Source organism: Arthrobacter sp. CAN_A214 (genome assembly GCF_015751955.1).
Classification (GTDB): domain Bacteria; phylum Actinomycetota; class Actinomycetes; order Actinomycetales; family Micrococcaceae; genus Arthrobacter_D.
The window spans coordinates 337798-350729 of the sequence record NZ_JADOUU010000001.1 but is presented as its reverse complement, the minus strand read 5'-3'; the positions used below and the strand labels follow the sequence as shown (position 1 = coordinate 350729).

Genomic DNA, 12932 nt, shown 5'->3' with positions numbered 1-12932 from the left:
TCAACCGCGGGCTGTGACGACGCCGCTGCGGGTGGCGGAGTCGTAGCGGTAGACCTCACGGCCCCCGATCCAGACCTGCAGTGCGCGTTGCATGACATCGAGCGGGTCACCGCTCCACAGCACCACATCGGCGTCCTTGCCCACGGTCAGCGACCCGAGGCGCCCGTCGAGACCCAGTACCTTCGCCGGGTTGATGGTGATCGAGCGGAGCGCCGTTTCGCGGTCCAGCCCCTCCTTGATGGCGAACGTTGCCTGGTGCACCAGGAAGTTGATCGGGATGACGGGGTGGTCCGTGATGATCGAGATCTCGACGCCGGCCGCCGCAAGCTTGCCGGGGTTGGCGATCGAGCGCCCGCGCAATTCCACCTTGGACTTCGTGGTGAACAGCGGGCCGATCAGCACGGGCGTGCCCCGCTCTGCGAGCACATCGGCCAGCAGGTGCGCTTCAGTGCCATGGTCCAGCACCAGGTCATACCCGAACTCGTCAGCGAGGCGGATGGCGGTGGCGATGTCATCTGCCCGGTGGGCGTGCTGGCGCCACGGGATCTCCCGGCGGAGCACCATGGCCAGTGCCTCGAGTTTTGGATCGCGCGCGTTCTCGTCAGCCTTGCCCATGTAGTTCTGTGCTTCCATGAACGCCTTGCGGATCACCATCGCCGTGCCGAGGCGCGTGGACGGCGTCTGCTTCTTGTCGCCGTACACACGCTTGGGGTTCTCGCCCAGGGCGGATTTCAGGCCGCTGGGGGAGCGCAGCAGCATTTCCTCGATATACCGGCCGTGGGTGTGGATGGCAACGGCAAGGCCACCGATGGGGTTGCCGGAACCCGGATTGACGTTGACGGTGGTGACGCCGCCTGCGAGTGCGTCGTCGAAGCCGGGATCGTAGGGGTTGATGGCGTCAAGGGCACGCACACCGGCGGTATTGGGATCGGTCATCTCATTGGTGTCGTCTCCCGCGGAGCCCTCGCCTTCCTCATGAGTACCCAGGTGCACATGAGCGTCGACGAATCCGGGCAGCAGCCATCTGCCGTCGGCATCGATCACGGCTGCACCCTCGGGCACCTCCGCGTCCGCACCGAGTGCGGTGATCGTGCCGTCGTCGAACACCACAGTGCCGTCGAAGGGATCGCCATCGATCGGCACCACGTGCGCGTTGACGACTGCGGTCAGGGGCCGTGAAGCGGATTTTCCGAGCGGGGACGTGGTCATTGAGGAGGGCCCTTTCGCGGTAGGTGAGGAATTTCCAACATACCCGCTTGGTCGCGACCGCCGGGTGCTTGGCTACACTGGATGAGCCGCCGGGCGATGGATCGGATCATCAGGAGGGTCCCGCGGCAAACCCGTCGACGAAGGATTATTCATGCGTTCGAGCAGCAGCCCACCGGTGGTCCGGGTGCTCACCCTCATTGCCGCCGTCGTCGTTTTCGCGGCTCTTGTGCTGTGGTCGCTCGCGTGGGCCAACTTCATCGGCCTGGATTTCCGGGTCTACCGAATGGGCGGCCAGAGCGTGGTGGACGGCGACGGTTCGCTGTATACCCGCTCGTTCGGTGAGGGTGAGGGATCGCTCCTGTTCACCTACCCGCCCTTCGCCGCCCTGCTGTTCACTGCGCTGACCCTGGTGACCGCCGAAACCGGCGCGGCGATCTTCGTGGCTCTCTCCGTCCTCACTGCGCTCACGACGGCGGTCCATGCGGCCCGCTACCTGACGGGCCTTCCCAGCGTGCGTGCGGTGCTGAACCATCCCGTGGCATTGCCGGCCGCCATCGCCGGTGCCGGGCTGATCTGCCTGCTGGGGCCCTGGCGCGAGACCATGGCCTTCGCGCAGATCAACATCCTCCTGTTCGCGTTGATCATCGTGGACCTGCTGTCGGGGCCGCACCGCAGGTGGCCCACGGGAATGCTCACCGGAATCGCCGCCGGCATCAAGCTGACCCCGCTGGTCTTCGGCCTCTACTTCCTGATGCGGGGCGAGTGGCGCGAACTGCGGAACATGGCGGCCGGATTCTTCGGGACCATCGGGCTCGGCTTCCTGCTGCTCCCGTCGGAATCCGCAATCTACTGGCTGCAGATGCTACGGGACACGGGCCGGATCGGCGGGGAGGGGTACGTGGACAACCTGTCGGTGCGCGGAGCGATCCTGCATTTCGGTGGCCCTGATTTCCCGTCCTTTCTCCCGTGGCTCGCTGTGTCACTTGCGCTCGTCGGCGGGGCGGCGTACGTGATTCGTGGCGCCCGTGCGCGGAACGACCGTTTCACGGGGATGATGGCGACGGCGCTGCTCATGCTCCTCATCTCGCCCATCTCGTGGTCGCACCACTGGGTATGGATCGCGATCATCCTTCCGGTCCTCGCTGCCCAGTTCTTCTCCCTGCCGGAGAGCCGGAAGGCCTACCGCTACGCCGCCGGGGTGTTGTTCGTGGTCACATTGCCCGTGTTCGTCTACTCGCCCAAGACCATCGGCACGCTGCTCGGTGCCGAGGACCTCAACTCCCAGCTGACCACCGGGTGGCTCATGGCTTCCAGTGCCGGCGTCTTCTGCGGCCTGGCGATCCTGGTGTTCTGGGCGCTGCTGATGCGGGCGCTCCGTCCAGCGGCAGACGGTTCTGCAGCCGGAAAGCGAGCCACGGCGAATATCGCCGGTGGGAACACCGAGAAGGCTCACGCGGCGCGTCCGGCGACGATACCAACCAGTCCGGCGCCATAGGATATCGGCATGACGACTGGTTCCGTGGTGGCAGTATGCCGCGTGCATGAACTCCTTCCCACGCGTGATTCCACAGGAGTTACCGCCATCGACAAGCGGCCGGTGAACGGCGAGGTGAACGTGCACGCCCTTGGGTTGACGGGCGATATCCAGGCCAGTCGCAAGCACCACGGCGGCCCGCTGAAGGCCGTCTACGCCTATTCGCAGGACGACGCCGACTACTGGAGCGACGAACTCGGCCGCACCGTGGATCCCGGCCTCTTCGGGGAGAACCTCCGGGTAGCCGGCGTCGACGCCAGCCGTGCGGTCATCGGAGAGCGCTGGCTGGTAGGGGACACCCTGATCCTTGAAGCCACCATGCCACGCACCCCGTGCGTCAACTTCGCACGCCGCCTCGGCGAGAAGAACTGGGTGAAACGGTTCGCCGAGGCCAACCGGCTGGGCACCTACCTTCGAGTCGTCCAGCGGGGTGCCATGGCGGCGGGGGACAGCGTGCAGGTTCTCAGCGTGCCCGCCCACGGCATCACTGCCGCCCAGGTCTTTGCCGGGTTGGACGCGGTCTCCGCCCAGCGACTGCTCGACGCCGATGCGGCGAGGGAACCGGCCCTGTCGCCGCAGGTGCGCAAATCAGCGCTCCAAGCCCTCCGGACCGGCTGAGTCAAGCCCTGCAGCTCGGCTGACTCCCAACCTGCAGCTCGGTTGAATCGGCCGGATGAAAGCCGACGTGGGGAAGGTCACCCGCCGTCGTCGGGCTTCCTGATGTTCCACGCCCCTTGCGTGCAGTAGACTTGGAACATCCCCCACACCGGTATTCCCTTTATTTTCGCCCCTTCAAGGGCTGGATAGGTTGTGTTTGGGGCCCGCTGCTGAACAGGCGGGCAGATTCATCAGGGAGCGCCGGCTAGAAGAAAACGTCACACATCACTGCTGAGAGAGCAGCGAACCAGTTGTGACGAGAAGTCCTGCCGCGGGATTGAAACAGTGCCGGATTTCTATGTACATACGGCACCTGTAGGCTCCCGCCATCCGGGCCGTCCGGCATCTATCTGAAGGTCCTTCCCTCATGCCTGAAAATCTGTCCCTGGAAAACACCGAAAACAACTCAGCAATCGAGGCCCCGGCTGCTGCTGCCTCCGCAGCCGAGGCCCCCGCGGAGGACGACGGCGTCGACATCCGTTTCGCTGACCTCAACCTCGACGGCCGCGTGCTCGCCGCACTGACCGACGTCGGCTACGAAAAGCCGTCACCCATCCAGGCCGCCACCATTCCGGTGCTCCTCGAAGGACGCGACGTCGTCGGTCTGGCCCAGACCGGTACCGGCAAGACGGCAGCATTCGCTATTCCCGCGCTGTCGAAGATGGCAGAGCTCGCCGACATCAACGGCGGCCCCAGCAAGCACACCCAGGTCCTGGTGCTCGCACCGACCCGCGAGCTCGCGCTCCAGGTCGCCGAGGCATTCACCTCCTACGCACGCCACATGGACGGCTTCACGGTTCTTCCGGTGTACGGCGGATCACCGTACGGCCCGCAGCTCGCCGGCCTGCGCCGTGGTGCCCAGGTAGTCGTCGGTACCCCCGGCCGTGTCATCGACCACATCTCCAAGGGCTCACTGGACCTTTCGAACCTCGAGTACGTAGTGCTCGACGAGGCCGACGAGATGCTCCGCATGGGCTTCGCCGAAGATGTAGAGCAGATCCTCTCGTCAACGCCGGCAGAGAAGCAGGTTGCACTGTTCTCGGCCACCATGCCCGGAGCCATCCGCAGGATCGCCAAGAAGTACCTGAACGATCCCGCCGAGATCTCCGTCAAGGGCAAGACCACCACCGGCACCAACACGCGTCAGCGCTACCTGCAGGTCATGGGCCCCCACAAGCTCGACGCCATGACCCGCATCCTCGAGGTCGAGGAATTCGACGGCATCATCGCCTTCGTGCGCACCAAGATGGCCACCGAGGATCTGGCGGACAAGTTGCGTTCACGGGGCTTCTCGGCAGCAGCCATCAATGGAGACATTCCCCAGCAGCAGCGTGAGCGCACGGTCGAGGCCCTGCGTGACGGCAAGATCGACATCCTCGTGGCTACCGACGTCGCAGCCCGTGGACTCGATGTGGAGCGGATCTCGCTCGTCGTGAACTACGACATTCCGCACGACACCGAGTCCTATGTGCACCGCATCGGCCGTACCGGTCGCGCGGGCCGTTCGGGTGACGCCATCCTCTTCATCACCCCTCGTGAGAAGTACCTGCTGCGCTCCATCGAGAAGGCAACGCGCCAGCCCGTCGAGCAGATGCAGCTTCCCTCCACGGCGACCATCAACGAACTGCGCATGGTCAAGTTCGCGGGCAAGATCACCGAAACCCTGGCGGGCGAGGACGTCTCCGAATTCCGTAACCTGATCGCGAACTACGAGCAGGAGCACAACGTTCCCGCGGCGGAGATTGCTGCCGCGCTGGCCGTCATGGCACAAAACGGCAATCCGATCCTCGTCAAGGACATCCCGGTCGCACCGGCGGGACAGCGCGAGCGCTCCGAGGGACGCAAGGATGCCTTCGGTTCACGCGGGCCGACACGCACCCTCACCGAAGGCAATGCCACGTACCGCATCGCTGTGGGACGCCGCCAGCGGGTGATGCCCGGTTCGATCGTGGGTGCCATCGCCAACGAGGGCGGACTTTCCTCGGCGCAGATCGGCGGCATTGACATCCGCGCCGATCACACGCTGGTCGAGCTCCCCGCGGATCTCAGCAAGGACCAGTTGCGAGCACTGTCGAAGACCCGTATCGGCGGCGAACTGATTCACCTCGAGCTCGACAAGGGCCGCAAGCCTGCCGGGGCCCGCGGTGCAGGCGAGTTCAAGAAGCCCTTCAAGAAGGACTTCAACAACGACTCCAAGAAGCGCGACGGCGACACCCGATTCAGCGGAGACGGTGCCCGCAAGGCCCGTACCGGAAAGGGCGCCGGCGCCGGCGCCGGACGGCCGAGTGCACAGACCGACCAGTGGTAGGAATCAGCTAGACCTACCCCTCCGGATGCCTGCAATAGCGGGGATCCGGAGGGGAATCGGGATGTCGCCGACAAGGGCGGCTTTCGATTTCGCGCCAGCGGTGGGGAACTGGTAAAGTTTCTTGCTGTTGCCCCCCTAGCTCAGTGGTAGAGCGCGTTCTTGGTAAGAACGAGGTCACCGGATCGATTCCGGTGGGGGGCTCGAAAATGAGGGGCCCGCATCCGGTAAAATGGTGGTTGCGGGCAAACTCATTTATGGCGGTGTAGCTCAGCTGGTTAGAGCGCACGACTCATAATCGTGAGGTCCCGGGATCGAGTCCCGGCACCGCTACAAATGTAAACCTCCGGAAGCCGACGGCTTCCGGAGGTTTTGCTTTTGGTTCCCAGTAGCGCCGGATTTGCTGCCTGGAGTAGCGGGGTTCATCCCCTTCCGCGCCTGGCGCGGTTCGTCCCCGAGCGGTGGGCTTCGATGTCCCCGTAGGACGTGCGGGCGCGGACCTCGACCGTCTCCTTCGATCCCCCGGGCCCCTCGGATGCGCTCAACAAGTTGCGCACCTTCCCGTACTGGGTGCTTGCATCGAGCCATGCCGCAGTCCCTTCCGGGATGCCTACCGCAACATTCCCGGCGGCCGTTTCGAGGACGACGGAGCCGCGAACGACCTCGCCGACCCGGACGTTGCCGTTGGCGGACTTCGCGGCCACGGAGGCCTGTGCGCGGCTGACCGAAATATTTCCGTTCGCGGCCTTGATGTGAAGGTCGCCGGTGATCTCGCCCACATGGATGTCCCCGTCGGAGTTCTTGATGGTGGCAGAGCCGTCCACGTCATGAACGGCGATTTCACCCGACCCGGTCCTGGCGTCGACGTCGCCGATTGCCTGGTTGACGGTGATATCGCCATAGCCAGTCTGTGCTCGTACCGCGCCGGTGTGGTCGAGCCGGATTCGGCCCAAGCCTGTTTTGAGGTCACATCGTCCAAGTGCTCCTTCGCATTCGAAGCGGCCCATTCCGGCGTCGCCCCGAATCTCGGAGTGCGAGGGCACATCAACGGTGACGTCGACGGAACCGTTCTCCCTCAGAATCGCATACCGTTTCCGTTCTTCGGGCCCTTGGATGATCAGGGTGCCGTTGGAGAATTCGACGCGTGTCTGTTCTGCGGCCCTGATGTCGGACGCCCTTGATTCGTTGCTCGGTCGTACGTCGACGACGGCGTCGCTGCGGTCACTTGCCGTGATCCGGACCTCTCCGACGCTGAGGTCGACGATGAGGGTGATCGGCTCGGGAGTTGGGAAGATCGACATGGGAATTCCCCTGATCGGGTTGGTTGATGCCTGGAAAGGTGAAGGACGGGGGAGCCGCAGGGTGGGGCATCACTGCACCCATCCGCTGTACCGGCGTCCACTGGACGGCTTCCGCGCACCTGCCCGCGAACCGGGGCCGACCTGGTCGAGGGAGGCGGTGACGGAACGGACGAGCCATGAGTTGACCGAGAGCCTCTCACGTGCGGCGGCTTCCTCGATCCGCGATTTGAGCTGGTCCGGCAGCCGCAGGGTGAACCGTGACGTTCCTGTCTCCTCGGCGCCGGCAGCGCTGGGAGAGGGGGCATCGGAGTCGTCCGAGCCGCCCTCGAAATCCGCGCTCGTTGCCGGTGGCGTCACCACGAACTCGGGGTTGCGTCCACGGAGACGGACATCGACGGAGCCCGGCGCCAGTTCCCGTGTGATCTCACCTGCTGCCGCGGCCAGTGCCTCCAGCAGGACCAGCCGGGTCGCTGTTTCCAGTGGCGCGGTGAGGCGGTCGGCGAGCTCGCGTGCCTGCTGGCCGCCTGCTTCGGCCGCGGCGCCCAGCTGTTGTTGAAGGTCTTCGACATATCGCTGTAGATCCATGACACCACAGTGACGTCACATCGGCGTCATGTCAAGCATCATTCGGCGGTGATGGAAGTGGTGGGACACTGAGCGGTCAGGCGAAGTACACGCCGATCCGGTTGCCGTCGATCTCCTCGATCCGGATATCGATGTCGTAGATGTCTTGCAGCACCTCCGGCTGCATGATCCGGGCCGGAGGTCCCTGATGGATGATTCGTCCCTCGCACATGGCGATGATGTCGTCGGAGTAGCAGGAAGCGAAGTTGATGTCGTGGATCACCAGCACCACGGTCTTGCCGAGATCATTGGTGAGGCGGCGCAGCAGGCGCATCATCTCCACCGAGTGCTTCATGTCCAGGTTGTTCAGCGGTTCATCCAGGAGCAGGTAGTCGGTGTCCTGGGCGAGCACCATGGCGATGAAGGCACGCTGGCGTTGGCCGCCGGAGAGCTCGTCGACGAACCTGTCCGCGAGGTCCGCCAGATCCACGTAGTCCATCGCCTGTTCCACCTGCGCCCGGTCGCCCGGTCCGGGGCGCCCACCGTGATGGGGGTAGCGGCCGAATCCCACGAGGTCGCGAACGGTCAACCGGACCGCGAGCTGGTTGTCCTGGCGAAGGATGGCCATCTTCCGGCCCAGTTCCCGGCCCTGGGTGGCAGTGACATCCAGGCCGTCCACCGACACGACGCCGGCATCCATCGGCAGCAGCCTGCTGACCATGGACAGCAGGGTCGATTTGCCGGCTCCGTTGGGTCCGATGATCGAGGTGACGCCGCCCTCCTTGATCTCGCAGCTCACGTTGTCCACAACGGTGGAGGTTCCATAGCGTTTGGAGACGCCGGTCACGGAGATCATGCTCGAAGGCCTTTCTGGAGGCGGTGGGAATGCCCGGCAGCCGTGGTTGAATCGTGCCGCATCATTTCACAGCGCCCCTCAACAGCAGGATGAGAAAGACGATCCCGCCGACGAATTCGATGACGATGCTGAGCGCGGTATCGAACTCGAAGATGCGCTCCAGCACCAACTGCCCGCCCACCAGCGCAATCACGCCCAGCAGGACGGCGATCGGCAGGACTGCGGCATGGCGGAAATTCGAGCACAGCTGGTAGGCAAGGCTCGCGACCAGCAGGCCGAAGAACGTGACGGGACCGACGAGCGCCGTCGAGACGGCCACCAGTACCGAGCAGATGACCAGGATGGCCGTCACGGACCGTTTGTGGTCCACCCCCAGATTCACCGCGGTGTCCCGCCCCAGGGCCAGCACGTCGAAGGAGTGCCGCATGCGCCAGGCAACGCCGCTGACCAGTGCGACGGCGGTGCCGGCACAACCCAGCAGAATGCCGTCCACGTTGTTGAAACTGGCGAAGAACAGGTCCTGCAGGATGAGGAATTCGCTCGGATCGATAAGCCGCTGCAGCAGCGACGAGAACCCGCGGAACATGGTGCCGAAGACTATGCCGACCAGCAGCATCAGATGCAGCGACTTCCCGCCGCCGGTGAACAGCCACCGGTAGAGCAGGAAGGAGAAGCCGATCATCAGCACTACTTCGATCCCGAACCGCAGAGGGTCACTGAGGGAGAGCAGTGCGCCGCCGCCGAGCGCGAAGACCAGCATCGTCTGGATCAGCACGTAGAGCGCGTCGAAACCCATGATGGAGGGGGTGAGGATGCGGTTGGAGGTGACCGTCTGGAACAGGACCGTCGAGACGCCGACGGCGTATGCCACCAGGATCATCGAGCCCACTTTGATCGCCCTGCGCGGCAGGACGTAGCCGACGTTGCCCTGCAGCCCGATGGTCAGGGACGCTGCCACCAGGGCAGCGGCAAGGATGGAGAGGCAGATGATCCAGGTCCGGGGAGGAATGCTGCGGACCGGGCGGCGGCCTTGCTGGCTGAGCGCGGGAGGGAGGGCTTCGGTGGACACCCTAGGCATGGGAACCCCTCCGGCGAAGTAGCAGGTAGAGGAACAGGACGCTGCCGACGGCGGAAACGATCACGCCTACCGGGATTTCGTAGGGGTAACGGATGGTCCGGCCGATGATGTCGCAGACCAGGACGAAACCGGCACCGATGACGGCAACCCAGGGAGCTGACCGGCGGACGTTGTCGCCGATCAGCAGGGAGACCAGATTCGGCACGATCAGGCCGAGGAAGGGAATGGAGCCGACGCTCACCACCACCACGGCACTGATGAGGGACACGATCACCAGTCCGAGGGTCATCACGCGGTTGTAGTTCAGGCCGAGGTTGGTGGTGAAGTCCTGCCCCATGCCGGCAACCGTGAAGCGGTCAGCGGCAAGGTAGCCGATCAGGGTCAGTGCGCCGACGATCCACAGCAGCTCGTAGCGGCCGCGCAGTACACCGGAAAAATCACCGACCATCCAGCTGTTGAGCGTCTGCAGCAGGTCCGTACGGTAGGCGAAAAAGGTGGTCACGGCGGATATGACGCCGCCGAGCATGATTCCCACGAGGGGCACCACCAACGTGTTGCGCAGGGGGATCCGCCGCAGCACGAGCAGGAACAGTGCTGTTCCCGCCGCGGCAAAAACCGCCGCCGTGGTCATCTTCGTGAAGAGTGAGGCGGCTGGCAGGAACACCGTCACGACCAGGATGCCCAGCGACGCCGACTCCACCGTGCCGACGGTGGAGGGTTCAACGAATTTGTTGCGGACCATGAGCTGCAGGATGAGCCCGGCGACGCTGAGGGCCATTCCGGTCAGGATCACGCTGAGGGTGCGGGGTACCCGGCTGATCCAGAGGACGTCCCAGGCCACTGGGTCCCCTGCGAGCAGGGTGCTGACCGAGACGTCGCTGACGCCCACGAACATGCTCACCACGGCGAGGCAGAGGACTGCCGTAGCGGCAGCGGCCAGGCCGGCGGCGCGGGAGAAGCGCCGTCGTTCATCGGGAACGACGGCGGCGGATCCTGGAGCCGGACTTCCGGTCGGCGCGGCGGTGGCGGTCATATCTCAATCCGTTTCCCCTGGAGTCGGCGGTACGGCGCCGGCTCCGGGGCTGGGGAGTCGTTAGGCTGTCGCGTCCTGGACAGCGGAAACCATGGCGTCCACGTTGTTCAGGCCGTATCCGACGAGGTACCAGGCGGTGGAGTCGAGCATGGTGATGTTGCCGTTCCTTGCGGCCCTGGTGCCGTTGACGAGGTCATTGTCCAGCACGGCAGATGCCGCTTCACCGGCCTCGCCGACGGCGACATCCCGGTCGATGACGAACAGGTGGTCCGGATCCTTCTCAGCGATGAACTCGAAGGAGATGGACTCCCCGTGCCTGCCGTCCGCTGCAATGTCGGCGGCGGTTGCGACGCCAAGGACGTCATGGATGAGACCGAAGCGCGAACCCGCTCCGTAGGCGGTCATTTCTCCACCGCTGGTCATCACGATCAGGCCGGTTCCGGCGTCGACGGCGGCAGTGCGGGTGTCCTCGATGCGAGAGTCGAGGGCAACAAGCTTTTCCTCCACCTCGTCCTCCTTGCCGAAGATGGTGCCGAGGGTGGTGGTGACTTCCTCGAAGGAAGGCATCGGCTCCGCAGCATCGACACTGAGGTCGATGGTCGGGGCGATGTCGCTGAACTCCTCGTAGTAGTCCGCGGTGCGGCCCGAGATGATGATCAGGTCGGGGTTCCCTGCGCTGATTGCCTCGAAGTCGGGTTCCTGCAGCGTGCCGATGTCGGCGACGTCCTCGGAGCCGTACCGGGAGAGGGACTCGGGCAGGCTGGCCTGGGGGACGCCTGCAACCGGGACCGCGAGGGCGTCGAGGGTGTCCAGCACGCCGAGGTCGAAGGTGTAGACGGTGTCCGGGTCGGAGGGGATCTCGGTGGTCCCCTGTGCGTGATCCACCGAGATCGTGGATTCGGAGCTGGATCCCGCTTCCGCCTCCTGGGCGCACGCACTGAGGGCGAGCATCGAAGCAGCGGCGGCGCCGGCCGTCAGGCGGGACTTCAGGGGGGTTTTCATGATGTTGCTCCAGTTTTCAAGGGCCATCCCGCTACGGGCGGGTACTTCGGCGAATAGGGCATGAAAGTGTTTTCTAATTCTGCGCGCCCTTGAAAACTATCTTGTTAGGTATACCTAACACAACTCGGCCTACTGCTTGCGGAACGACGGTCCTGCAGAATACCTGCGGTAGCTGCGCTGGTGGGCTCAGGGGATGAGGTTGTCCGCCCGGTAGCGGTCGAACAGGTCGGTGAAAGAATCGAGGGTTCTCCGGTACCCGGTGAATCCGGCAACGCGGCTTTTGCTCATGTCCGTCACCACCTCGATGTTCCGGCCGAGGTCGCCGTCAGTGTGCCACCACGACGCCACCCGATCCAGGCGGGACTCCGCGAGTCCTTCGGTCTCGGCCAGCTGGTGCCATAACTGCTCCGTCCCGGCCATCTGACCCTCCAGCGGCCTTGGCTCGTCCAGGTAACCCTGGGGCTCGACGTCGAAATACGCGGCCAGGCGCGGCCACATCCACCGCCAACGAAAGATGTCGCCGTTGACTATGTTGAAGGCCTCGTCAGCTCCGGCGGGAGTGGTCGCAGCCCACAGCATGTGGTCCGCGAGAAGGCCGGCGTCGGTCATGTCGGTCAGGCCGTTCCATTGGGTTTCCGACCCGGGAAAGATGAACGGTCGCCCTGCCGCCTTGCAGAGTGAAGCCTGGGCGGCGATGGTCAGGCCCATGTTCATGGCGTTGCCGATCGCGTGTCCGATCACGGTGTGGGCGCGGTGCACGGACCACGTGAAGCCCTGGGTGGCGGCCGCTGACCACAGTTCGTCTTCCTGGGCGTAATAGAAGTTCCGGACGGGCAGGCGGGGTTCCTCCTCGTGAAACGGCGTGTCTGCCATCTCTCCTGCTGCATAGGCCTCAAAAGGACCGAGATAGTGTTTCAACCCGGTCATGAGCGCTACGTGGGCGACCTGCTTGTTCTCGAGAGCTGCAAGGAGGTTCCGGAGCATGGCCGCGTTGACCCGGATGTTCTCCTCCTCTGTGTCCTGGCGTGCCCAGGCCGTGAAGAAGACGTGGGTGGGCAGTTCAGGGGCCAGAGCCTCAGCAACGGATTGCGGTGATGAGAGGTCAGCCTGGACGTAGCGCACGTTTCTCCTCGGCTGACCGGCACTGCGCGACATCGCCAGCACCTGCCAGCCTTCACTTGTGAGCTTGTCCACCAGGGCCGAACCTGCAATACCGGACGCACCGACCACCAGCGCGGTCGGCTCCCCTTGATCGTTGGATTCTGTGGTCGATTCAACCGAACTCACTAGCGTTCTCCTCACCGGTTCCATTTGGCAACTTCATGCCTGTCCTACGGGAAGCAAGCTTGCGGTGCCCCGAAAAATTCCACCCCATTCGATCGAGTCCTGAACT

At 64.5% G+C, this 12932-nt stretch carries 11 protein-coding genes and 2 tRNA genes; 5 read left to right on the top strand and 8 right to left on the bottom strand.

Annotation, left to right across the window (positions count from 1 at the left end; all coding sequences use genetic code 11):
* Entirely contained in the window at window positions 1-1209 is a 1209-nt protein-coding gene (locus IWX65_RS01650; protein ID WP_196880714.1) for an amidohydrolase, read from the bottom strand.
* 151 nt (window positions 1210-1360) lie between these two features.
* On the opposite strand from IWX65_RS01650, the gene IWX65_RS01645 reads away from it, so the two are divergent.
* From IWX65_RS01645 to IWX65_RS01625, 5 genes are all read left to right on the top strand, one after another.
* A complete protein-coding gene (locus IWX65_RS01645; RefSeq protein ID WP_196880713.1) occupies window positions 1361-2704 on the top strand; it encodes a glycosyltransferase 87 family protein in 1344 nt (447 codons plus the stop codon).
* A gap of 9 nt (window positions 2705-2713) precedes the next feature.
* Entirely contained in the window at window positions 2714-3361 is a 648-nt protein-coding gene (locus IWX65_RS01640) for an MOSC domain-containing protein (RefSeq protein ID WP_196880712.1), read from the top strand.
* Between the two features lie 406 nt (window positions 3362-3767).
* Complete coding sequence (locus tag IWX65_RS01635; RefSeq protein ID WP_196880711.1) at window positions 3768-5708, top strand: DEAD/DEAH box helicase; 1941 nt, start codon at window positions 3768-3770, stop codon at window positions 5706-5708.
* A gap of 129 nt (window positions 5709-5837) precedes the next feature.
* Window positions 5838-5909, top strand: a tRNA-Thr gene (locus tag IWX65_RS01630).
* A 55-nt stretch (window positions 5910-5964) separates the two neighbouring features.
* Window positions 5965-6038 (top strand) — tRNA-Met (locus IWX65_RS01625).
* An 89-nt stretch (window positions 6039-6127) separates the two neighbouring features.
* On the opposite strand, the gene IWX65_RS01620 is transcribed toward IWX65_RS01625, so the two are convergent.
* From IWX65_RS01620 to IWX65_RS01590, 7 genes are all read right to left on the bottom strand, one after another.
* Window positions 6128-7006 (bottom strand): DUF4097 family beta strand repeat-containing protein, encoded by an 879-nt coding sequence (locus IWX65_RS01620; RefSeq protein WP_196880710.1) that lies wholly within the window; start codon window positions 7004-7006, stop codon window positions 6128-6130.
* Window positions 7007-7075: 69 nt separating this feature from the next.
* Window positions 7076-7591: a toxin-antitoxin system HicB family antitoxin gene (locus IWX65_RS01615; protein ID WP_196880709.1), complete on the bottom strand. Its 516-nt coding sequence runs from the start codon at window positions 7589-7591 to the stop codon at window positions 7076-7078.
* Between the two features lie 76 nt (window positions 7592-7667).
* A complete protein-coding gene (locus IWX65_RS01610; protein ID WP_196880708.1) occupies window positions 7668-8426 on the bottom strand; it encodes an iron ABC transporter ATP-binding protein in 759 nt (252 codons plus the stop codon).
* A 61-nt stretch (window positions 8427-8487) separates the two neighbouring features.
* Window positions 8488-9504: an iron chelate uptake ABC transporter family permease subunit gene (locus IWX65_RS01605; protein WP_196880707.1), complete on the bottom strand. Its 1017-nt coding sequence runs from the start codon at window positions 9502-9504 to the stop codon at window positions 8488-8490.
* On the bottom strand, window positions 9497-10537 hold the full coding sequence (locus IWX65_RS01600; RefSeq protein WP_196880706.1) for an ABC transporter permease: 1041 nt from the start codon (window positions 10535-10537) through the stop codon (window positions 9497-9499). Before IWX65_RS01600 ends, IWX65_RS01605 begins: the two co-directional genes overlap by 8 nt.
* A 60-nt stretch (window positions 10538-10597) precedes the next feature.
* Window positions 10598-11539: a siderophore ABC transporter substrate-binding protein gene (locus tag IWX65_RS01595; RefSeq protein WP_196880705.1), complete on the bottom strand. Its 942-nt coding sequence runs from the start codon at window positions 11537-11539 to the stop codon at window positions 10598-10600.
* A gap of 186 nt (window positions 11540-11725) precedes the next feature.
* The gene (locus IWX65_RS01590) at window positions 11726-12826 is read right to left on the bottom strand and encodes an SDR family oxidoreductase (RefSeq protein WP_334683575.1); all 1101 of its coding nucleotides are present in this window, start codon (window positions 12824-12826) and stop codon (window positions 11726-11728) included.
* Window positions 12827-12932 lie beyond the last annotated feature (106 nt).